This is a genomic window from Pinirhizobacter sp. (assembly GCF_035317885.1).
In the GTDB taxonomy this organism is placed as follows: domain Bacteria; phylum Pseudomonadota; class Gammaproteobacteria; order Xanthomonadales; family Rhodanobacteraceae; genus Pinirhizobacter.
The window spans coordinates 1-21,762 of record NZ_DATHFX010000457.1; the positions used below are offsets into that span (position 1 = coordinate 1).

At 66.5% G+C, this 21,762-nt stretch carries 16 protein-coding genes and 1 pseudogene; 8 read left to right on the forward strand and 9 right to left on the reverse strand.

What is annotated here, in order from left to right:
- Positions 1-294: pseudogene (locus VK519_RS14970) on the forward strand (type IV pili twitching motility protein PilT); the annotation flags it as partial.
- A gap of 69 nt (positions 295-363) precedes the next feature.
- Here the strand turns inward: VK519_RS14970 and VK519_RS14975 are convergent.
- From VK519_RS14975 to gshB, 7 genes are all read right to left on the reverse strand, one after another.
- Positions 364-720, reverse strand: coding sequence for a BON domain-containing protein (locus tag VK519_RS14975; RefSeq protein WP_324351060.1), 357 nt, complete (start codon positions 718-720; stop codon positions 364-366).
- 556 nt (positions 721-1,276) lie between these two features.
- On the reverse strand, positions 1,277-3,061 hold the full coding sequence (locus VK519_RS14980) for a hypothetical protein (protein ID WP_324351061.1): 1,785 nt from the start codon (positions 3,059-3,061) through the stop codon (positions 1,277-1,279).
- A gap of 118 nt (positions 3,062-3,179) precedes the next feature.
- Positions 3,180-4,106 (reverse strand): aspartate carbamoyltransferase catalytic subunit, encoded by a 927-nt coding sequence (locus VK519_RS14985; protein ID WP_324351063.1) that lies wholly within the window; start codon positions 4,104-4,106, stop codon positions 3,180-3,182.
- Between the two features lie 37 nt (positions 4,107-4,143).
- A complete protein-coding gene (ruvX, locus tag VK519_RS14990) occupies positions 4,144-4,563 on the reverse strand; it encodes a Holliday junction resolvase RuvX (RefSeq protein WP_324351093.1) in 420 nt (139 codons plus the stop codon).
- Positions 4,564-4,567: 4 nt separating this feature from the next.
- Positions 4,568-5,131 carry a YqgE/AlgH family protein gene (locus tag VK519_RS14995; RefSeq protein ID WP_324351064.1) on the reverse strand — a complete coding sequence of 188 codons (564 nt, stop codon included), beginning with the start codon at positions 5,129-5,131 and terminating at the stop codon, positions 4,568-4,570.
- A 36-nt stretch (positions 5,132-5,167) separates the two neighbouring features.
- Positions 5,168-6,022: an energy transducer TonB gene (locus VK519_RS15000; RefSeq protein ID WP_324351065.1), complete on the reverse strand. Its 855-nt coding sequence runs from the start codon at positions 6,020-6,022 to the stop codon at positions 5,168-5,170.
- Positions 6,019-6,960 carry a glutathione synthase gene (gene gshB / locus VK519_RS15005; protein ID WP_324351067.1) on the reverse strand — a complete coding sequence of 314 codons (942 nt, stop codon included), beginning with the start codon at positions 6,958-6,960 and terminating at the stop codon, positions 6,019-6,021. The genes VK519_RS15000 and gshB overlap by 4 nt, the downstream gene beginning before the upstream one ends.
- 340 nt (positions 6,961-7,300) lie before the next feature.
- On the opposite strand from gshB, the gene pilG reads away from it, so the two are divergent.
- The 7 genes from pilG to VK519_RS15040 all read left to right on the forward strand — a co-directional run bounded on the left by pilG (position 7,301) and on the right by VK519_RS15040 (position 19,609).
- Positions 7,301-7,657, forward strand: coding sequence for a twitching motility response regulator PilG (gene pilG, locus VK519_RS15010; RefSeq protein WP_250625889.1), 357 nt, complete (start codon positions 7,301-7,303; stop codon positions 7,655-7,657).
- Between the two features lie 94 nt (positions 7,658-7,751).
- Complete coding sequence (locus VK519_RS15015) at positions 7,752-8,123, forward strand: response regulator (protein WP_324351068.1); 372 nt, start codon at positions 7,752-7,754, stop codon at positions 8,121-8,123.
- 10 nt (positions 8,124-8,133) lie between these two features.
- Positions 8,134-8,679: a chemotaxis protein CheW gene (locus VK519_RS15020; protein WP_324351069.1), complete on the forward strand. Its 546-nt coding sequence runs from the start codon at positions 8,134-8,136 to the stop codon at positions 8,677-8,679.
- 186 nt (positions 8,680-8,865) lie between these two features.
- Positions 8,866-10,896: a methyl-accepting chemotaxis protein gene (locus VK519_RS15025; RefSeq protein ID WP_324351070.1), complete on the forward strand. Its 2,031-nt coding sequence runs from the start codon at positions 8,866-8,868 to the stop codon at positions 10,894-10,896.
- Between the two features lie 205 nt (positions 10,897-11,101).
- Positions 11,102-17,191, forward strand: a complete 6,090-nt coding sequence (locus VK519_RS15030) for an Hpt domain-containing protein (protein WP_324351072.1) — start codon at positions 11,102-11,104, stop codon at positions 17,189-17,191.
- Positions 17,184-19,142 (forward strand): chemotaxis protein CheB, encoded by a 1,959-nt coding sequence (locus VK519_RS15035; protein WP_324351074.1) that lies wholly within the window; start codon positions 17,184-17,186, stop codon positions 19,140-19,142. Before VK519_RS15030 ends, VK519_RS15035 begins: the two co-directional genes overlap by 8 nt.
- Positions 19,139-19,609, forward strand: coding sequence for a chemotaxis protein CheW (locus VK519_RS15040; protein ID WP_324351076.1), 471 nt, complete (start codon positions 19,139-19,141; stop codon positions 19,607-19,609). Before VK519_RS15035 ends, VK519_RS15040 begins: the two co-directional genes overlap by 4 nt.
- Before the next feature lie 4 nt (positions 19,610-19,613).
- Here VK519_RS15040 and VK519_RS15045 read toward each other — a convergent pair whose 3' ends face one another.
- Complete coding sequence (locus tag VK519_RS15045; protein ID WP_324351078.1) at positions 19,614-20,348, reverse strand: 16S rRNA (uracil(1498)-N(3))-methyltransferase; 735 nt, start codon at positions 20,346-20,348, stop codon at positions 19,614-19,616.
- A gap of 20 nt (positions 20,349-20,368) precedes the next feature.
- Entirely contained in the window at positions 20,369-21,736 is a 1,368-nt protein-coding gene (gene bioA, locus VK519_RS15050; RefSeq protein ID WP_324351080.1) for an adenosylmethionine--8-amino-7-oxononanoate transaminase, read from the reverse strand.
- Positions 21,737-21,762 lie beyond the last annotated feature (26 nt).

Here is a 21,762-nt window from a genome sequence, read left to right on the forward strand (position 1 = left end):
CCACTGGTGCAGGACTACATCCGCCAGGGCGAGATCCACAAGATCAAGGAAGTGATGCGCGACTCGACCAACTTAGGGATGCAGACCTTCGACCAGGCCTTGGTCACCCTGTATCACGCAGGCGAAATCTCCTACGAGGACGCCCTGCGCCACGCCGACAGCTCCAACGAGGTGCGCCTGCGCATCAAGCTGGCCCAGGGCGGCGATGCGCATACGCTCAGCCAGGGGCTGGAAGGTGTTTCGGTGCAGGAAACGTCCGACAAGAACCAGTTCGGCGGCATGTTGCGCCGCTAGGCACGGATTGCACCGGAAGAAAAGAAAGGGAGCCCGAAGGCTCCCTTTTTCGTTACGTAGCAGCGACGGTTACTTCGAGGCGTCGACCGTCAGGCCATCGGCCGAGACGCTCTTCACGCCCTTGACCTTCTTGGCTACCTTCTCAGCCTTGGTCTTGGCCGCGGCGGTATCGGTGGTACCCGACAGCGTTACCACGCCGTCGTTGGTGTCGACCGAGATGTCGGTCGACTTGATGCCCTTGGTCGAGGCCAGCTCACTCTTCACCTTGGTGGTGATCCAACCGTCGGCGGCCTTGTCGGGCACCGTCTGGTTGGTCTTTTCCTTGGACATCGAATCCTGCGCACTCACCGTGGCGATCGGGAGCGCAGCCACGCCGGCAACGAGGGCGGCAGAAAGGATGGTCTTGCGAATCAGGGACGCATTCATGTGGCTAACTCCTGTTAATGGGAACAACGGCCGGCAGCCCGAAGGCGCCGCTTGCCGTGACGACATGGGAACAGGGCAAGGGTGAACGATTCGTGGGAACCTGCCGGTTTGTTCATCGGCCGGTCGGCAAAGCCACGTGAAGCGTTCAGGTTGCCGGGGGAGAGCCGCTGGGCCCCGCCGGCTCTCCCCGAACGGTGAGGTTCGCGAGGGGAGTGCATCGATGGCCTGGATGTCTTGCATGCCTTCGCACGCTTCCGGCAGCTTCGTAGTGCGCACGATTCGCTTCATGTGACCGCAGCCACGTTGTCCCATCATGCGACCTCGGACTGTCCAGAGCCGGGGGCCACCAGCCTCGTCGGCGACTTGTGCAACGCGCGCGCGCCGGGGCGCAGCCATCAGAAAAAGCCGCGCAGCGGCCTCATTCCCCAAGCGCCGGTGTAATCGGAGCGACGAGGCTGATGGCCCCCGGCTCCTGCGACCACGCCCGAGCCTCGATGCCGAGCCAAAAAAAAGGCGCCACACAGGGCGCCCTTTTCGTTACGCGATGGACTGCGGGTTACTTGGTTTCGGCCTTGCTGGTGATTGTCAGGCCGTTGCCGTCTACCAGGACGTCGCCGGACAGTTGGACGATGCGTTGGGCTTGGGCGCGCATGGTGTCGAACTGGGCCTTTGAGCGTGCGGCGGCATCGGCGCGCGCCTTCTCGGCGGTGGCGGGGTCCGCGGTGGGATCGATGCCGGCGCCGGCGGCGCTCATCGCGTCGGCCTTGTCGGCCATGAGGTCGATCCATGTGCGGTACATGTCGCCGTTCAGATGCACGCGCATCTGGCGGCCCTTGTCACCGATGGTGTCCTTGAGCATGTCGCCAAGCTTGGCGTCCTGGCCGGCACCGATGCCGATGGCCACGGCCTTGTCCGTCATCGCGGCGAATCCGGGGCCGCCTGCCATGGCTGTCATGTCGGCCGGCAGGGCGACGGGCTTGCCGTCGGGGGTGAGCTTGACCTGGGCCAGCGCCGGCATCACCGCGCTACCCATGGCCACCAGGCCCGCCGGGTTGCTGGTGGCGACAAGCAGGCGACCGGTGATGGACGGGATCTGCCCGGCCTTGTCGGCCGGCGGCATGCTGAAGGAATCCAGCGCAATGCGGATGCCGCGCAGGTCGCCGAACGGCGGGATGGCCGCCTGCTGCATGGCCGGACCCACCTTGGCAAAGGCCTCGTTCAGGCCCGCCAGGGCCGGGCACTGGAAAGGCTTGGCCGTGACGGCGTCGGCCTGGGCCGTCCAGAATTCGCGTACCTGCTTCACCGGCAGCGCCAGGGCGAAGTCGAACGCGGTGTCCGAATCCTTGCCCAGTCCCGGCACTTCCACTTCAAGGCCCGAGAACGCCTGGGTGATGTCCGGTGCCAGGGCGACGTCGAAGCGCGTTTCCTGATGGGTGGCGTCGATCTTGGTGTAACCGAAGCTGGCCGACGGGAAGCGTGCGGCGATGCGCGTGGCATCGGCTTCGCAGGACGGCGGGAACGGGTTGGCCTGGGCGCTGACCGGCTCGCCGGTCTTGGCGGCGTCGGCCTGCATCTTCTGGCGCACCATGGCGGCGAAGAGCGGGTCCTTGCCGCTGGCCATCAGCGGCAACAAGTGGGCGATGTCCACGGCGCCGACAGCGAATTTCTCGTAGCCCTTGTCCTTGGCGATCTTCTCCAGGCGGCCGTCTTCTTGCAGGTTCTTTTCCGGACGGTCAAGGCCCAGTGCCTGGCGCAGTAGCGGCTCGGCGGCATCGGAGGGCAGCAGGGTGGCGACCAACTGCTTGCCGACGACGGCCAGCACCACTTCGGTACCCGACTCGGCCGACACGGCCTTGCGATAAGACTGATCGCCCACCTTGGCTACTTCGAACTTCTGGCCGTAGGCGGCTTCCATGCGATCGATGAAGCTGTTGAAGGCGTTGGGATCGGCAAGGTCGGCGCGGAGCACCGGTGCCAGGCCCATGCCGTAGAACGCCATCTTGCCCTTCGGATCCATGCCCAGGGTGGTGACGACGTCCTCGGCCTTCTTGCCGTCGACTTCCTTCACCAGCGCGCGCAGGAGGTTGGCGTTGTTGGTGTGGCCGACCTGCTCCTGGCTGTCGGCCAGCGCTTTGAGCTGCGACACCTGGCCAGGAAGCTGGAGGTTCCACTGGTTGTAGGCCGATGCACGCACGTCGTCGGAGGGAGCTTCGATGTTGGCGAACACATAGGGGGTGTCAGCTGGCACGAAGGCCAGTGGCGCGTCCTTGTCCTTGTGGCCGCAGGCAGCCAGCAGGGCGGTGGCCAGGCCAAGCGCAATCAGTCGCTTCGTCGGTCGCATCTTCAAGTTCCTTTCCCCATATCGGTGTCGTTGGCTACCCGGCCGGACCGGGAGCGAAGCCCATTATGCCCGTAAGAAGTGGACCTAAGGCGACAAAAACGGGCAAATTCCGCTTTATTCAGCGTCCAAGTACTTCGGCCAGGACCGCCATGCGCACGAACACGCCGTTGCCCACCTGTTCCAGGATGCGCGACTGGGCGCCGTCGGCCACGTCCGGGGCAATCTCGATGCCGCGGTTGATCGGGCCCGGATGCATCACCAGGCAGCCCTTGCCGGCCCGCGCCAGGCGTTTCTTGTCCAGGCCGTAGCGGGCGAAGTAGCTGGCCTCGTCGGGCAGCTCCGTGGCCGCCATGCGCTCTTTCTGCAGGCGAAGCATGATCACCGCGCCGGCACCTTCGATGGCGGCATCGAAATCGTTGCTGATTTCAACCCCGGGGAGTTCCTCGGCGCCGGGCAGCAGCGCGGCCGGGCCACACAGGCGGATGGTCCGCGTGCCTAGCGCCTGCAGGGCGTGGACATCCGAGCGCGCCACGCGCGAATGCAGTACATCGCCGCAGATGGTGACGGTGAGCTGGTCGAAGTCGGGCCGGTGCTGGCGGATGGTGAGGGCATCGAGCAGGCCCTGCGTGGGGTGGGCGCGGTTGCCGTCGCCGGCGTTGATCACCGCCACGCCGCTCATGGCGTGCTTGACCAGCGACTCGGGGGTGCCCGACTCCTTGTGGCGCACGATGATCGCATCCAGGTGCATGGCCTCGAGCGTGTGCAGGGTGTCGAAGAGTTCCTCGCCCTTGGCGGTGGAGGAAAGCCCGATGTCGAAGTTGATCACATCCGCGCCCAGCCGCCGCGCCGCCAGTTCGAACGAGGTGCGCGTGCGCGTGGAAGGTTCGAAGAACAGGTTCAGCACCGTGCGCCCGGCCAGCAGGTTGAGCTTGCGCGTGCCGTGGGCACAGGCTTCGCGCATCGTCTCGGCCCGGTCCAAGAGGCGCGTGATCGCCTCGGTGGGCAGGCCCGCAAGCGTGGTGAGGTGGCGCAGGCGTTGGCTCATGGAACCCTCGTGGCAGGGAAGGACGGTTGGTTACGGATCATGCCTGGGCAAGCCAGGCCTCGAGGATCACCGCCGCGGCTTCGGCATCGATGGTCGCGGCGTCCCTGCGTTTCTTCAGGCCCGCGGCGCGCTGGGTGGCGAACCGCCGCGCTGCCTCCTGCGAGGTGTGGCCTTCGTCGGCGAACTCCACCGGCAGTTGCCAGCGCTCGGCCAACACCGCTCCGAAACGGCGTGCGGTACGCGTCATGGGTTGCTCCTTGCCCTCGCCATCGAGCGGCAAGCCCACGATGGCGCGTTCGGGAAGCCATTCCCGGCGCAGGGCATCAAGGCGGGTCCAGTCCGGCTGGCCCTCGCGTACGGCGATGGCAGCAATGCCACGCGCGGTTGCGGTGAGCGTGTTGCCCACCGCCACGCCGATCAACCGCGTGCCGACATCGAAGCCGAACAGGCAGGCCATGCCTTCAGGCGTGACCGGCATAGCCGGCCAACTGCGCGGGGTTCACCCCCATCAGTCCGGCGGCGGCATTCCAACGTTCTTCAAGCGGGGTGTCGAAGACGATACGTGCATCGGCCTCGGTAGTGAGCCAGGCGTTTTCCATCAGCTCCTGTTCGAGCTGGCCGGCGCTCCAGCCGGCGTACCCCAGCGCCAGCAGCGCCTGGGCGGGACCTTCGCCCGCGGCCATGGCTACCAGGATGTCGCGCGAGGTGGTGACCGACCAGGCTTCGTTGATGCGGTAGCTCGATTCCCACTGGCCGGGTTCGCGGTGCAGCACGAAGCCGCGTTCCTGTTTGACCGGCCCGCCGATCAGCACGGGGTAGTCGGCGATTTCGGCGTCCTGGCATTCCAGGTCCATCTGCGCCAGCACGTCGGCCAGACGGTACTCGGATATCTGGTTGATCAGGAGGCCCACCGCGCCATCCTCACCGTGCTGGCACAGGAACGTGACCCCGCGGGCAAACGGCGGGTCGACGAGACCCGGCATGGCGATGAGGAACTGGCCGGCGAAGCTGGTGGGATGGTTCATGGCTTGATTGTAGCGGGGCGCGAAGCACTCGGGGCGTTAGCGGTTGCGCAGGATATCCCCGGGGAGAAACTGCCATGTACGCGTGATGTAAAGCTCGTCCACGCGTGTCTTGTCCGGCGGCAGCGGCGGGAAGGGCCCGGCCAGGCGCACGATGCGCTGCGCGGCATCGTCGAGCAGCTTGTGCCCGGAGGAGTCGATCACATCCACGCTCTTGATGCTGCCGTCGCGGTTGAGGCCGACAGTGAGCACAACATCGCCGTGCAGGCTTTCGCGACGAGCCTGGTCGGGATAGTTCTGATTGCCGACCCGCTCCACGCGCTTGACCCAGCCGTTCATGTAGGCGGCGTAGGCGTATTCCTTGGTGTTGGCCGAAATGAACTTCTTCTTCGGCCGCTTGGCGTACTTTTCGGACTGGTCGCGCACCTCGGCGGCGAGGGAGGCCATTTCCTCGGCGCGCCGGGTCTCCTCGGCCGAGGCCTGGTCGTCCTGGCGGGTGCTGGCCTCGTTGCGTGTCACGGTGAAATCGCTGCTGCCGGCGGTGGTGACCAGACGCGGATCGCTGGCCGGCGTCGGGTTGGCGGTGGAAGCGGCCACCCGCGTGGGCGCGGTGCCGCGGACGTCGGTGGGAAGGAGCCCGGACGCGCGCTCGGAAGGCCGCGCGGCCTTGTCGCTTTCGCCCCCGCCGGCATTGTTGGCCTGTGCCAGGAAGTCAGCCTTGTCCGGAGATTGGTCGTTGGCGACGTCCACCAGGGTGACGTCCAGCGACGGCAAGCCGGCCTTCGGGCGCGAGGCGCTGAAGGTCACCCCCAGCAGGATGATGCCGTGCAGCACGACGGAAAACAGCAGGGTGGGGCCGAACAGGTCGGGCCCTGCGGAACCTCTCGTGGTCATGACCCCTCGATGGCGTCGAACATCAACCCGGCGATGTTAAGGCCGAACTGGGCATCGAGTTCACGGATGCAGGTAGGGGATGTGATGTTGATCTCGGTGAGGTAGTCGCCGATCACGTCCAGGCCGACGAAGCGCAGGCCGCGGCGCCGCAGTTCCGGCGCCACCTGGGCGGCGATCCAGCGGTCGCGGTCGGACAGCGGCACGCCTTCGCCGCGGCCGCCGGCGGCGAGGTTGCCGCGGAACTCATCGCCCTGCGGGATGCGGGCCAGGGCGTAGGGCACCGGTTCACCGTCGATCAGCAGGATGCGTTTGTCGCCGGAGGTGATCTCCGGGATGAACTTCTGCGCGATGGCGAAGTGCCGGTGGCCGTCCAGCAGGGTTTCCAGCATGGAATTGAGGTTGCTGTCGCCATGGCGCACCTTGAAGATGCCGCGCCCGCCCATGCCATCGAGTGGTTTCAACACCGCCTGGCCCTGCTCGGCGACGAATGCCCGCAGCTCCCCGGCATCGCGGGATACCAGGGTAGGCACGACACATTGCGGGAACTGCAGGGCGAACAGCTTCTCGTTGCAGTCGCGCAGGGATCGGGGGTCGTTGACCACCCGGCAACCCCGTCCTTGAGCCAGTTCCAGCACCATGGTGTCGTAGATGAACTGGGCATCGACCGGCGGATCCTTGCGGGCAAGGACGATATCCACCGTGCCCAGGTCGTGCCATTCAGGCTCACCCAGGCTGAACCAGGAGGTTTTGTCCTCACGCACGCTCAAGGGGCGCAGCCGGCCCATGGGAACGCCGTCCCGGATGGCCAGGTCGCCCTGTTCCATGTACAGCAGGCCATGGCCGCGGCGCTGGGCTTCCAGCAGCATGGCGAAGGTGGAGTCCTTGGCGATCTTGATGTGGCTGATGGGGTCCATCAGCACCGCAACGCGCAGCGGCATGGGGAGGGGCTCTCCGGAGGCTAAAGTTGGCCCCCGGATAGCCGATAAGGGCCAACGACGGGGCAAACTCCAAGTGTAGGGGATGGCCGCGCAAAAGCGTGCCACAAGGACATTTGGTTACTTTTGCTTGACGGCACGGTACCCAGGCGTTAAACAGCCACGCTTGGGGTGCACCGCCGAAGAGCGGTCACTTGGCGTGCCATCGGGATACGGTCCGTCGATTGGCGCACGGTCGGGCGAGGGTCAATCGCGTTACCGTGTGCATGGCTTCGTGGTGGGATTTACGGGGGCGGTAGTGAACGAAAACGGACGCAGTAACAGCCTGACCGGCTTGCGGGTCATGGTGATCGACGACTCCAAGACCATTCGCCGGACGGCGGAGACCCTGCTGAAAAAGGAGGGCTGCGACGTCCTCACGGCGGTCGATGGCTTCGAGGCGCTCGCCAAGATATCCGACCAGAAGCCGCACATCATCTTCGTCGACATCATGATGCCGCGCCTGGACGGCTACCAGACCTGCGCCCTGATCAAGAACAACCCGCAGTTCCGTCCTACGCCTGTGATCATGCTCAGTTCGAAGGACGGCCTCTTCGACAAGGCGAGGGGGCGCATCGTCGGCGCCGAGCAATACCTCACCAAGCCCTTTACCCGCGACGAGCTCTTGGGCGCTATCCAGCGCTATGCCATCGCCAGCTAGCAAGGCGAAGGTCACGTCGCTTTCGAAGTCATTGAAGTTTTTCGTGGGGACGCCGGCTCCAGGGCCGCGACCCGACACCAGGGGAACCAGCGCTTTGCCCAATATCCTGATCATCGACGATTCACCGACCGACGTGCGCGTGTTCACCACGCTGCTGGAGAAGGCCGGTTTTGCCGTGTCCAGCGTCGACAACGCCGAGGCCGGCATCGAGCGCATCCGCGCCGACCGCCCCGACCTTGTCATCATGGACGTCATCATGCCGGGCATGAATGGCTTCCAGGCCACGCGAACGCTCAGCCGCGACCCGGCCACGGCCGAGGTCCCGGTGGTGATGATCACCACCAAGTCGATGGAAACCGACCGGGTCTGGGGCCTGCGCCAGGGAGCACGGGCCTTCATCACCAAACCGGTGAACGAGAAGGAACTGCTCGCCACCATCGACAACCTGCTGCCCAAGCCGCACTGAAGGCGCCCCCATGACCGACGTCGCTGCCTTCAACCCGTTCGAGCTCCTGGCCTACTACGAGCGCCGGTGCCTGGCGCACTCGGCGGCGACCCCCGAACAGGTCGATGCCCCGAGCCTGTGGCGCGGCATCGGTTTTCGCGTTGGCACGCGTTCGTTCGTGGCCAGCATCGATGAGATCAACGAATTGCTTGCTCCGCCGGCGCTCACCCCCGTGCCGGGTACCCGGCCATGGCTGATGGGCGTGGCCAACGTGCGCGGCAACCTGGTGCCCGTGGTCGACTTCGGCCGTTTTCTCTTCAACGTCCGTACGCCGTCGTCCGAGCGCACCCGCCTTCTGCTGGTGCGCCAGCAGAACGGCACGGTGGGCCTGCTGGTCGATGAAGTGTTCGGCCAGCGCCTGGTGGACGAAGAACAACGCCGCCTGGCAGGCGCCGAGGAAGACCCACGGCTTACGCGATTCGTTTCGGAAAATGTCACCGTGGGTGACCGGGAATACGGGATGCTTAGCATGACGCGCCTGGTGCGCGCGCCGGACTTCCGTCAGACCGCGGTGTAGCGGGCGGGTTTGGATACAAGCGCGTGGCTGCCTGAAAGCAGGCCGCGCGTGGCAATACCGGGCAGGCCGGCAGCAGCGCGCCGGACAGGGGGCGAAGCGGATTTTCAGCTTCGCAGGCGACGACAGCCCATCCAAGGCTGCGTTGCCATGTGGATCGACGTATAACGTGCGTGTGACGAGGTGAGTATGAGTACGACCACAGGGGGCGCGAAGGATCGCAGCAACTTGATCCTGATCGCGGCGCTGGTGCTTTCCATCGGCATCGCGGCAGTCGATTTCTACATGCTCAATACCAAGAACGACGAGGACCGCCAGGCCGTCGGGCTCACCACCCAGATCCAGGTGATCTCGCAGCAGACGGCCAAGGACGCACTGGAAGCCTCCGACGGTAACGCCGACGCCTTCCGCGAACTGCAGGCTGCCCGCAATACCATCGATTCGGCCGTGCAGCGCCTGAACAAGGGCGACGATAAAACCCGCATGCCGGCCTATGCCGACAACAACGCCACCGCGGCGGGCAAGTCGGTCGCGGCGCTGACGAACGCGTGGAACCAGCTGGATTCGGACATCGGCAAGATCCTGTCCAACAAGCAGCTGGTGATCGATTCCACCCAGCGAGCAGGCACGTTTTCGCGGCAGATGCCGTTGCTGAACGCGCGTAACGACGAGGTGCTCACCATCCTGCAGCAGCGCAATGGTTCGGTGGAACAGACCTACACCACTGCCCGCCAGCTGCTTCTGGGCGATCGCATGATCCGCCGCGTGTCGGAAATCCTGCAGGGCGGCGACGCCGGCCAGCCGGCCGCCGATGGCCTGTCCCGCGACGCCCAGCTCTACGGGGCGGTGCTCAAGGGCCTGACCTCCGGCAGCGACGACAATTCGGTCAAGCCGATCAGCGACGCCAACGCCAAGAAGATCCTCGAGGCCATGCAGGCCAGCTGGGGCGAGTTGAACGACCCAGTCGTCCAGTTGGTGGCCGCCTCGCCCAACCTGCAGGACGTCAAGCGCGCCGGCAACCAGGCCTCGCTCGATTCGCAGACGGTGCTCCTTCGCGCTAATGACGTGGCCAGCCAGATCGGCAAGCTGCCGCTCACCCGCCTCTTCCCGAACATCTGGTTCGGCCTGCTCGGCGCCGTGGGCGCCGCGGTATTCGCCCTGCTGCTGGTGATCACCCAGATCCGCGACCAGCGCGCGCGATTTGAGTCCACCAACGCCCTGAACCGCAAGAACGAAGCGGCCATTGGGCGCCTGCTGGACGAGATGGTGACGCTCGCCGAAGGCGACCTGACGGTGAAAGCCACCGTCACCGAGGACATCACCGGCGCCATTGCCGACTCGATCAACTCCGCCGTGGACGAACTTCGCCGACTGGTGGCCACGATCAACGAGACCGCCGTGCGTGTGTCAGCGGCCGCCCAGGAAACGCAGGCCACGGCCATGCACCTGGCGGACGCTGCCGAGCAGCAGGCCACCCAGATCAGCACCGCCACCACCGCCATCAACCAGATCGCAACCTCCATGGATACCGTGTCGCGTGACTCGGCCGAATCCGCGGACGTGGCCCAGCGCTCGGTGCAGATTGCCTCGCGCGGCGCCGAAGTGGTGCGCGAAACCATCCAGGGCATGGATTCCATCCGTGACCAGATCCAGGAAACCTCCAAACGAATCAAGCGCCTGGGTGAGTCCTCGCAGGAGATCGGCTCGATCGTGGAGCTGATCAACGACATTGCCGAGCAGACCAACATCCTGGCCTTGAATGCCGCCATCCAGGCGGCCTCGGCCGGCGAGGCGGGCCGCGGTTTCGCGGTGGTGGCCGACGAAGTGCAGCGCCTGGCCGAACGCTCGGCCAGCGCCACCAAGCGAATCGAGACCCTGGTGCAGACGATTCAGTCCGACACCAATGAAGCTGTCAGTTCGATGGAGCAGACGACGGCCGAGGTGGTGGCCGGCGCACGCCTGGCCGAGGACGCCGGTACCGCGCTGGGGGACATCGAGCGCGTCTCGAACGACCTTGCCGGCCTGATTCAGAACATCTCCACCGCCGCGCGCCAGCAGTCGGTCGCGGCAACCGATACCTCGGCAACGATGAACGTGATCCAGGAAATTACCTCGCAGACCTCGCTGGGCGCGAGCCAGACGGCCGAATCGATCGGCAACCTGGCGCAGCTGGCCAATGACCTGCGCCTGTCGGTGGCGAACTTCAAGCTTCCGGGCTGAGCCCGGTCTTTTTGCTCTTCGGGTTTCGAATTTTGGGACGTGGATCACATGAATTGGATGCTTGCTGGCATTGCTCTTGCTGGAGAGAAGCGATGAATACCTTCGCTTCCGCCAGCCGTGCCCGTACGCCCCAGCGGTGCGTGTCTTCTGCCCATAGCAACGCCAGCCACACCCGAGCTCCAAAAGCCTCACCCGGATGCGCCCAATGAGACTTCAGGACCACAACGATTTCACCACGCTCAACTGGGTCAAGGCGGAGCTGGACGAGGCGCTTTCCAAGGCACGCCAGGCGCTGGAGGCCTACGTCAGCGAGCCGGGCGACATCCATGTGATGCGCTCGTGCGCCGCAGACCTGCACCAGGTGCACGGCACCTTGCGCATGGTCGAGCTCTATGGCGCCGCCATGGTGGTGGAAGAAATGGAGCACCTGGTGGCGGCCCTGATGGCCGGTACCGTTGCCCAGCGCGACGATGCCTATGCCGCGCTGATGCGCGGCATGGTGCAGATGCCCGACTACCTCGAGCGGCTGCAGAGCGGGCACCGCGACGTGCCCATCGTGCTGCTGCCATTGCTTAACGACCTGCGCGCCAGCCGTGGCGTGGACGGCCTGCACGAATCGGCCCTGTTCACGCCCAACCTCGATGTCGCGCTGCCGATGGACGCCCCGGGCGCCACCGAGCCCCATGCCACCGAGTACTACCGCGACGAGATCGCCGCACTGCGCCTGCGTTTCCAGCAGTTGCTGCTGTCCTGGTTCCGCGGCCAGGGCGGCGACCGCCAGCTCCAGGGCATGCGCGCCACGCTTGATTCGCTGGCTGCGCGTTGCTACACCATCGCCGGCCGCCGCCTGTGGTGGATCACCGCCGGTGTGCTCGATGGCCTGGAGCGCGGCGTGCTGAAGGCGCACGTGAAGGAAGTGCGGCAACTGATCGGCCGCGTCGACCGTTGCATCCGCCAACTGCTCGAGCATGGCGAGGAAGCCCTTCTGGGCGGCGATGCTGACGAACTTTCGCGCAAACTGCTTTATTTCGTCGCCCAGGCGCGCCCGGGCAGCGACCGGCTCGACGAATTGCGCCGGGTCTATCGCCTGGACGGCCTGCTGCCGGATGCCGCCGAACTCGAACACGCCCGTGGCTCGATGTCCGGTCACAACCGTGCATTGCTCGATACGGTGGCCTCGGCCATCAAGGACGACCTGCTTCGCGTCAAGGACGCCTTGGACCTCTTCCTGCGCCGCCGCGAAGGCGACCCCACGGAACTGGCGCCCCAGGTGGAAGTGCTCGAGCGCGTCGGTGACACGCTGGGGATGCTTGCCCTGGCCGTGCCGCGCCGGGTCGTGAACGAACAACGCCGCGTCATGGAAGAAATCGCCACCCGCATACATGCCCCCGACGAGGAAGCGCTGCTCGACGTCGCCGGTGCCCTGCTTTATGTCGAAGCCTCGCTCGACGACCACATCGAACGCCTGGGCGCCGAAGGCGCCGCCGACGACACCGGCGACGGCCCGGCACCGCTGCCACGCAGCGAGGCGCGCCACATCCTCGCTTCGCTGATGCGCGAGGCCACGGCCAATACCGCCAAGGTCAAGGACGCCATCGTCGGCTTCGTCGAGTCCAGTTGGGACCATCGGCAGCTGGTCGAGGTACCGCGCCTGATGGGCGAGGTCTCCGGCGCGATGCAGATGCTAGGTGCCGCGCGCCCCTCGCAATTGGCGGTGGGCATCGGTCGTTTCGTCGACCACGAGCTGGTCCAGGACCGCCGCGTTCCCTCGGGCGTGCAAATGGACCGCCTGGCCGATGCGCTGGCGGCGCTCGAATACTACCTGGAGGCCGCGCGCGAACATCGCGGCGGACTTGAACACATCCTTGACGTGACCGAGCAGAGCCTTGCTGCGCTCGGTTACTGGCCGCTGCCCGAGCCGCGCGGCTCGGGCGAAGAAGCCACCGATGCGGCCGCGGACGATTTTGCCGCCGCCTCGCACGAAATCACAGCCGTAGAGCCGGTCGGCCTCTTGGCCGACGTCGGCGGCGTGCCACCGATCTTCAACGAAAGGCCCGCGACCGAGGGTGCGCCCCTGCCGTCGTCCGAGGCCGCCTTCGTTCCCCATTTCACTGCCTCCGACGACAACGACTGGGTGGAAGTGGAAGAGGAGATAGAGCAGGAAGTCGGTGGCGACGACATGGCCGATTTTGCCGGCTTCCAGGTCACCGTCGATGGCATCGACGATGAGATCCGCGAGATCTTCCTGGAAGAAATGCTCGAGGAGATCGCCAATCTCCAGCAAGGCGTGGCTACCTGGATGGGCGACCCGGAAAAGCGCGAGTCGCTGATACCGGTCCGCCGCTCATTCCATACCCTGAAGGGTTCCGGCCGCCTGGTCGGCGCGCGCCTGCTGGGCGAGTTCGCCTGGAAGGTCGAGAACATGCTCAACCGCGTGCTCGACGGCACGATCACGCCTGACGCCGACGTCCAGGTGCTGGTCGCCCATGCCTTGGCGGCGCTCCCGGAACTGCATATCGCGCTGTCCGGCGGTCCCGCGCCGATGGCGCCGCTGGCGGCGATCATGACCGTCGCCGACCGCCTGGCTTCGGGTGCCTCCGGCCGCATCGAAGATGTCCTCACCGCGCGCCAGACCGTGCGCACCAAGGTCCGTCGCCGCGTGCCGCGCGCGACCGTCGAGTCCATCCCCACGGCCGCCTTCGCACCTGGCGCCACGCCCGAGGTGCCGGCCGCCTCGGCCGGGACTGAAGCAATCCATGCCGATGAAGCGGGCACGCCGCCCGCGATGTTCATCGGTCCGGCACTGCCGCCGATCGACCCGGTGCTGCTGGACATCCTGCGCACGGAAGTGGCCCAGTACCAGCAGACCATCCGTGCGGCGCTGGCGCGCACCGACGATGGCCACCTGCCGGTGGACGATGCCCTCCTGCGTGCGGTGCATACCTTGCATGGCGCCATCGGCATGGTCGATATCGCGCCGTTGATCCAGGTGCTGGCACCGATGGAAGGCCTGCTCAAGCGCGTGCGCGCCGGCAGCGGGTCGCTGTCGCCGGAAGGCGTGCTCGCCCTGGGCGACGTTGCCGACCTCGTCGAACACATCATGGCCCAGTTCGACGACGACGAGCCCTACGTGCCTGCCGTCGACCAGCTTGCCGATCGCATCAGCCGCATGCGCGACGAGCAGCCCGCCGTACAGGTGGCGCATGTATTGTTCGAACACGCGCCGGACGAAGCCCTCGAGGCACTCAAGCACGACGCGGAGCTCGACGCCGCGGCGTCCGCTTCGCTGGCCCACGACACTGCCGGTGCCGGGGTCAGAGTAAATACTCTGACCCCCAACGAAGCCGCCCACGTCGACACCGACGAAGACCTGACCGCCGACTTCCTCGCCGCGATGCATGGCGAAGAGCCGTCCGATACAGGCACGCCCGCGATCACCACGCCCAACGTCGATGACGATGCGGCGTGGGACGCACTGATGGCCGAACTCGACGAAGAAGCCGCCCAGGTACCTTCGACAGGCGCCATGGAGTCGGCGCAAAGCCTGCCCCTGGAGACATCGGCGGAACTTGCCGATGACCTGCACGATCCGGTTACGCAAGACATTGAAGACACAACGTCGCTCAACGACGCGGAGCTTGAAGCGGAACTGGAAGCCCAGTTGCAGGCCGAGCTCGATGCCGAGGGCCCGATGTCGAGCGCCGACGAGGTGCCCTCCACCGTTGGATACGATCCGGCGAACGACGACGAGCAGCTTGCGGCCGAAGCGGAACTCGAAGCCGTGCTCACCGCCGAACTGGATGCAGGCACCACCTTGCCACCGCAGACGGACCTGGAAGTCCACGCGCAGGCGCCAGTGGCCATGCCGCTGGCCGCCAGTAGCGAACCGGCCGCGCCGGGCATGGTCGACCTTTCCGCCATCGATCCGGACCTCCTGGAAGTGTTCGTCGAGGAGGGACGCGAGATCCTGGACCACGCCGATGGCGTGCTGGCCCTGTGGCGCGGTACGCCCAGCGAGCCCCAGCACGTGGCCGGCCTGCAGCGCGACCTGCACACGCTCAAGGGCAGCGCCCGCATGGCCGGCGTGCCGCCCGTGGGTGATCTTGCCCACGCCATGGAAGCCGTGCTCGATGCCGTGGCCGGTGGCCGCCGCGATGGCGACCTGGTTGCCGTCCGTGCCATGGAGCGTGGTTTCGACCAGCTCCACGGTATGATCCAGCGCCTGGCCCAGGGTCAAAGCGTTGGCCTGGATCCGCATGCCATCCATCCGTTCGTGGAACTGGCCGGCGGCGTCATCGGCCCGATCGAAGACGAACCTACCGTCTTCGCCGCACCCGAGCGCGAAGCTGCACCGTTCGTGCCGCCTGTATTTGCCGAAGACGGCGACGAAGCCGAGCCGATCGACCCGCGCGATCTTCCCGACCTCCTGCCCGAATTCGAGGAAGAACAACGCGCGCCGCAGGAACAGATCCGCGTTCGCGCGGAGCTGCTCGATACGCTGGTCAACCATGCCGGTGAGATGTCGATCTACCGCTCGCGCCTTGAACAGCAGATCACCGGCTTCCGCTTCAACCTGATCGAGCACGAACAGACGGTGAGCCGACTGCGCAGCCAGCTGCGCATGCTCGAAATCGAAACCGAAGCGCAGATCATCGCCCGCTACCAGCAGGAACACCGCGAAACCGGCGTGGCCTCGTTCGACCCGCTGGAACTGGACCGCTTCTCGGGCCTGCAGCAGTACTCGCGCGCCCTGGCCGAGTCGGTCTCGGACCTGGTGTCGATCCAGGGCATCCTGGACGACCTCACGCGCCAGTCCGAAACCTTGCTGCTGCAGCAGTCGCGGGTGAACTCCGAGCTGCAGGACGGCCTGATGCAGACGCGCATGCTGCCGTTCGACGCCATGGTGCCGAACCTGCGCCGCACGCTGCGCCAGGCCGCGCAGGACCTGGACAAGCGCGCCACCTTGCAGGTGGATGGCGCCCACGGCGAAATGGACCGCAACCTGCTCGACCGCATCAAGGCGCCATTCGAGCACATGCTCCGTAACGCGGTGGCCCACGGCATCGAGTCGCAGGCCGACCGCGAGGCGGCGGGCAAGAACCCCGAAGGCACGGTACGCATCCAGGTGAGCCGCGAAGCCACCGAGGTGGTGATCCGCGTGTCCGACGACGGCCGCGGCCTCGACCGCGAAGCCATTCGCGCCAAGGCGATCGAACGCGGCCTGTTGCGCCGTGATGCGCGTGTCGGCGACGACCAGCTCCTGGGCTTCATCGCAACGCCCGGCTTCTCCACCGCGCAGGAAGTCACCCAGCTGGCCGGCCGCGGCGTGGGCATGGACGTGGTTGCCAACGAGATCAAGCAGCTCGGCGGCACGCTGTCGATCGACTCGACCGAAGGGCAGGGCACCACCTTCACCCTGCGCCTGCCGTTCACCCTGGCCGTGACCCAGGCCATCCTGGTGCGCATCGGCGAGTCGCATTTCGCCATCCCGATGACCTCGGTGCAGGGCGTGGCGCGCATTTCGCCTGAAGACATGCTGGCGCGCCTGTCCGAGTCCGACCCGAACTTCAGCTATGGCAACGACGACTACAGCGTGCACGACCTGCCGCAGTTGCTCGGCTTGCCGCCGGTTACCGTGCTCGAGGAAGGCCAGCAGCCGTTGCTGCTGACCCGTAGCGGCGACCTCCGCGCCGCGATCCGCATCGACGAGGTGCTCGGTTCACGCGAAATCGTCGTCAAGCCGGTGGGCCCGCAGGTGAGTTCGGTGCCTGGCATCCTGGGCGCCACGATCATGGGCGACGGCTCGGTGCTGATCATCCTTGACCTGGCGCCGTTGGTCCGCCACAACGTGGCCCGCCGCGCCCAGGCCGCCGACGACCGCACGCTCATCGTGCCGGCGCTGCCCGACGAAATACGCGTGCGTCCGCTGGTGATGGTGGTGGACGATTCCATCACCATGCGCAAGGTCACCGGCCGCGTGCTCGAGCGCAACGAGTTCGAGGTGATGACGGCCAAGGACGGTGTCGATGCCATCGAGAAACTGCACGAACGCGTGCCCGACCTCATGCTGCTGGACATCGAGATGCCGCGCATGGACGGCTACGAGCTTGCCACGCACATGAAGGCCGATGCCCGCCTGCGCGATGTCCCGATCATCATGATCACCTCGCGTACCGGCGAAAAGCACCGGCAGCGCGCCTTCGATATCGGCGTGGAGCGCTACATCGGCAAGCCTTACCAGGAGAACGACCTGGTGGTGCAGATCAACGACGTGCTCGGGGTAACGCATGGCTGACCGCGGCGTCGCCGTCGCCCTGTTGTTCGGTGACGAGGAACTTGGCGCCCAGTTGCGCGCGGCCCTGGTGGAACTGGGTGCGCGCATCGTGCACGAAGGCGCCGTGGCGTCGTTCGGTGCCGAAGAGATCAAGGCCACCGGCGCCGACATCGTGGTGGTGAACCTCGACGACGATGCCGACGAAGAACTCGACCACCTCTACGACGCCATCGACGGCGACCACCCGCGCCTGATGTTCAACGACGCAGCCGCGTCGCGTGGGCTGCAGGGCTGGGATCGCGCGCGTTGGGCGCGCCATCTTGCCGCAAAGCTCCTGGAAGGCACCGACATCGATCCGCCGCGGCCGGCCGATGCCCGGGGCATCGAGCTGCCCGAGCCCCAGGCACCGGCCGTGCACGCGGATACCGCTCATGCCGAGGTGCCGCCGCTGGCCGAGACAGAAGCCAAATCCGAAGAACTGGAAGCCGAACTCGAGGCGCTACTGTCCCAGGACGACGAATCCGCACCCTTCCAGGGCATGGCGCTCGGTGACGACGACGACCTTGATCCGGGCGTCATCGACGTGGAATTGGACGAAGCCGCCGTCAGCGAATACGAGGATCTCGAAGCGACATCGGCATCGCCGCTGGTGTTCAACGAGGATCTAGCCGCCGACCTGGAAACTGAGCTTCCTGCCGGTGACGACTATGTCTTCGGCGACGCCGGCCCGATGGCGCCGCGGCCTGCCGCGCGAGACGAGGCGCTTTCCTTCAGCGCGGAATTCGGCGAACTGGCGAACCTCGCCACCGACACCGAGGCCGAACCTGATTATCTCTTCGGTGCCGCCGACAATAGCGGCAACTCCGCACCTGTCGCCGACTACGTCTTCGATGCCCATGACGACGGCAACGGCGACGACACGGCGCCGGCTCCCGTAGCGACGGTGTCGCACGAGGATTTCGCCGGCCTCTCGCTGATGGACGACGAAGAAGACTTCGGTGAAGCACCGGCGAACAACGTGGCCGCTGCATCCACGACCTCGCCAGACACCAGCCGTTTCAGCCTGGCGCCGATGGTCGATGCCGAAACGGCCAGTGTCCAGCCACCGCCGGACGAGGACATCGTGTTGCCCGAGATCGAATCACGGGCTACCGAGATCGCCCAGCCCATCCCGCCGGACTGGAGCCTGGTCGACGACGAGGAACCGGCCGCAGGCGAAGCGGCACCCGCACCGGTCTCCAATCAGGAACCCAATCCCTTCGGCATCGAGAAGATGTCCGCGGAGGAATTCCTCGCCCCGGAAAGCGACGACGGGGACGACAACCTGCTGGAGCCGGGCCTGGGCCTGGAGCTGGTGTCGATGGAGGAAGCCGTGGCGCCGCGCGCCTCGGACAGCGAGTATTTCGCAGAGACATTCCTGGACAGCGCCGCGGCCAGCGTGCGCCGCGTACTGGCCCTGGTGGTGGCTCAGGACAGCGAGGACGCGGCCCGGTTGTTCCTGGCCTCCGTCCCCTCGCGACTTCCCGCGCTGGTGCTGGTGCTGCAACAGGGTGACGCGGCGGTCTTCGCCCGCGGCCTTGCCGCCACCACGACGCTTCCCTCGCGCGTGGCCGAAGCCGATCGCTTCGCCGCGCAATCGAGCGTGCTGGTGCTGCCGCCCGGCCATCGGTTGGCCTTGCGCCGCGACGGACAGGTAAGCCTTACCCACGATGATGTCGGTGGCGTCGATGCCACCCTTACCCAACTGGCCGCGACCTTCGGTGCCGACCTCACCACGGTGGTCTTCGTCGGCAGTGGACGCGATGGCGTCGCCGGCTGCCAGGCCGTCGCCGATCGCGGCGGCAGGGTCTGGGTGGAAGAACCGGGCGACCGCGCGTCGGCCACCATTGCCGGCATCCATGCCGAGCGCATCGAAAGCTTCACTGGCAGTGTGGCCGCCATGGCCGCGCGCCTGATCGAGGAATTCCCATGAGTGACCTGCTGCCGCGCGAAATCCGTTGCGTGCTGATCCCCAGCGGTGGCGCCCGTCTGCTGCTGCCGAACGCCACGATTTCCGAAGTGATCACGCTGTCCACGCCGGAGCCCGTGGAACATGCGCCCGCATGGCTGCTCGGTCGCATCGCCTGGCGAGGCTGGCGCGTGCCGCTGGTGTCGTTCGCCACGCTCACCGGCATTGATCCGGCGAGCGAAAGCGGCAATTCTCGTGTCGCGGTATTGAAAGCGCTCGGCGGCAACCCGAAGCTGCCCTTCATCGCCGTGGTGACCCAGGGCTTCCCCCGCCTGACCACGCTGAACGCGGAACTGATCCTGCCTACGCACGATGGCTCGGAGCTGCCGTTCGGGGTGCGCGCCAACGTGCTGGTGCGCGACGATACCGCGGTGATCCCGGACCTTGAAGCGATCGAAGCGGAACTCATTGCCGTGCTCGAAGCGGCCTGAGGCGTTACCAGTCGCCGTACACCGATTGCAACGCGGCCAGCGCCGCCAGGCCTGCTGTCTCGGTGCGCAGGATGCGCGGCCCAAGCTGCAAGCCGGTGAAGCCTGCCGAGGCCAGCGCCTCGAAGTCGCGCTGGCCCAGGCCGCCTTCGGGCCCCACCACCAGGTAGGCTCCGGCGCTGTCCAGGGCGAGTTCACCCACGCGGCGGCCCTCGCCTGGCATCAGCGCCAGGCGCCGGCGGCCATCGTCACCCAGTGACGCCAGCCACGTGGGCAATGCCACCGTCGGCCATACCACCGGCACCACCGCGCGGCCGCTCTGTTCACATGCGCCCACCACCACGGCCTGCCAGTGCGCCAGGCGCTTCTCCGCGCGGCCGGCATCGAGCTTCACCTCCGAGCGTTCGGTGGTGACCGGCACGATCGCCGCCACGCCCAGTTCCGTGGCCTTCTGCACGATCAAATCCATCTTGTCGCCGCGGGCCACGCCCTGTACCAGCACCAGCGGCATCGGTGATTCATTGCCTGCCGGCGTGGTCGACTCCACCGCCACGCGCAGTTCCCGCTTGCCGGCCTCGAGGAGGCGGCCTGCATAGTGGTTGCCGTCGCCGTTGAACAGGGTGATCGCATCGCCCGCCTGCATGCGCAGGACGCGGCCGACATGGTCAACCGCCTGGCCGGTGATGGTGGCCTCGCTGCCAGCGACGAGGGCTTGCTCCACGTGGACTCGAATGGTTCGCATCGACCCATTGTAGGTTCGTTTCAGGCGACCGCGCGCTCGATCCCGGCGATGGCCACATCCACCAGGTGGTCGATCTCGTCGGTGCCCACCACGTAAGGCGGCATGAAATACACCACGTTACCCAGCGGGCGCAGCAGGGCGCCGTGGTCCAGGCCATGCAGGTACACGCGAAGGCCCCGGCGTTCGCCGGCATCGAAGGGTCGGCGCGTTGCCTTGTCGGCCACCAGTTCCACCGCGGCGATCATCCCTGTCTGCCGGACGTCGGCCACGTGCGGATGGTCGGTGAGCGGCGCCAGCCTCGCGCGCAGGTGAGCGGCCAGCAGGCGGTTGCGCTCGAGCACGGGTTCGTCGGCAAAGATGCGCAAGGTTTCCACGGCCGCGGCGCAGGCCAGCGGGTTGCCGGTGTAGCTGTGCGAGTGCAGGAAGGCCTTGCCGCTTCGGTACTCGTCGTAGAACGCCGCGTACACGTTGCCGGTGGTGAGCACAGCCGACAGCGGCAGGAAGCCGCCGGTGAGACCCTTGGAAAGGCAAAGGAAATCGGGTGTGATCGCCGACTGCTCGCAGGCGAACAGGGTGCCGGTGCGCCCGAAGCCGACGGCAATCTCGTCAGCGATCAGGTGCACGTGGAATTCGTCGCACAGCGCACGCAGCCCCGTGAGGTAACTGGCATCGTGCATGCGCATGCCGCCGGCGCACTGCACCAGGGGTTCCACGATCACCGCGCAGCATTCGTGGGCGTGCCGTTCCAGCACCGTGCGCATCTGGCCCAGGCGGCGTGCGGCTACCTGCACGGGTGTCTCCCCGGGCTCGCCTTCATAGGCATCGGGGGAAGGTGCGAGCTCCGGGTGCAGCAACAACGGCGCATAAGTACGGCGGTAGAGCGCCACGTCGCTCACCGACAGCGCGCCCAGTGTTTCGCCGTGGTAGCTGCCGGTGAGTGCGATGAAGCGGGTCTTTTCGCCGTGGCCGATGTTTTGCCAGTAGTGGAAGCTCATCTTCAGCGCCACTTCGATCGCGGCCGAGCCATTGTCGGCCAGGAACACGCGCTCGAGGCCCGGCGGCGCCACGCGGAGCAAGGACTCGGCCAGTTCCACCGCAGGTTCATGGGTGAACCCGGCGAAGATCACGTGTTCGAGGGTATCGACCTGCTTTTTAACCGCTGCGCCGATGCGCGGGTTGGCGTGGCCGAACAGGTTCGTCCACCAGCTGCTGATGCCATCGAGGTAGCGGCGGCCCTCGGCATCGACCAGCCATGCCCCTTCGCCACGCACGACAGGTACCATGGGGATCGTTTCGTGGTCGTGCATCTGCGTGCAAGGGTGCCAGAGCACGGCAAGGTCGCGCGTGGCAAGTGACGCGCTGGATGGGTTCAAGGCGTGATGGTTCATCCACCCATGATGACACTGGAGACGAT

What these genes read in the sequence shown, in the direction of transcription:
- VK519_RS14980 (WP_324351061.1), bottom strand. Translation starts at nt 3,061, where the DNA reads ATGCGACCGACGAAGCGACTGATTGCGCTTGGCCTGGCCACCGCCCTG.
- VK519_RS14995 (WP_324351064.1), bottom strand. Translation starts at nt 5,131, where the DNA reads ATGAACCATCCCACCAGCTTCGCCGGCCAGTTCCTCATCGCCATGCCG.
- bioA (WP_324351080.1), bottom strand. Translation starts at nt 21,736, where the DNA reads ATGAACCATCACGCCTTGAACCCATCCAGCGCGTCACTTGCCACGCGC.
- pilG (WP_250625889.1), top strand. Translation starts at nt 7,301, where the DNA reads ATGGTGATCGACGACTCCAAGACCATTCGCCGGACGGCGGAGACCCTG.
- VK519_RS15025 (WP_324351070.1), top strand. Translation starts at nt 8,866, where the DNA reads ATGAGTACGACCACAGGGGGCGCGAAGGATCGCAGCAACTTGATCCTG.
- VK519_RS15045 (WP_324351078.1), bottom strand. Translation starts at nt 20,348, where the DNA reads ATGCGAACCATTCGAGTCCACGTGGAGCAAGCCCTCGTCGCTGGCAGC.
- VK519_RS14975 (WP_324351060.1), bottom strand. Translation starts at nt 720, where the DNA reads ATGAATGCGTCCCTGATTCGCAAGACCATCCTTTCTGCCGCCCTCGTT.
- VK519_RS15020 (WP_324351069.1), top strand. Translation starts at nt 8,134, where the DNA reads ATGACCGACGTCGCTGCCTTCAACCCGTTCGAGCTCCTGGCCTACTAC.
- VK519_RS14985 (WP_324351063.1), bottom strand. Translation starts at nt 4,106, where the DNA reads ATGAGCCAACGCCTGCGCCACCTCACCACGCTTGCGGGCCTGCCCACC.
- ruvX (WP_324351093.1), bottom strand. Translation starts at nt 4,563, where the DNA reads ATGGCCTGCCTGTTCGGCTTCGATGTCGGCACGCGGTTGATCGGCGTG.
- VK519_RS15030 (WP_324351072.1), top strand. Translation starts at nt 11,102, where the DNA reads ATGAGACTTCAGGACCACAACGATTTCACCACGCTCAACTGGGTCAAG.
- VK519_RS15035 (WP_324351074.1), top strand. Translation starts at nt 17,184, where the DNA reads ATGGCTGACCGCGGCGTCGCCGTCGCCCTGTTGTTCGGTGACGAGGAA.
- VK519_RS15000 (WP_324351065.1), bottom strand. Translation starts at nt 6,022, where the DNA reads ATGACCACGAGAGGTTCCGCAGGGCCCGACCTGTTCGGCCCCACCCTG.
- gshB (WP_324351067.1), bottom strand. Translation starts at nt 6,960, where the DNA reads ATGCCGCTGCGCGTTGCGGTGCTGATGGACCCCATCAGCCACATCAAG.
- VK519_RS15040 (WP_324351076.1), top strand. Translation starts at nt 19,139, where the DNA reads ATGAGTGACCTGCTGCCGCGCGAAATCCGTTGCGTGCTGATCCCCAGC.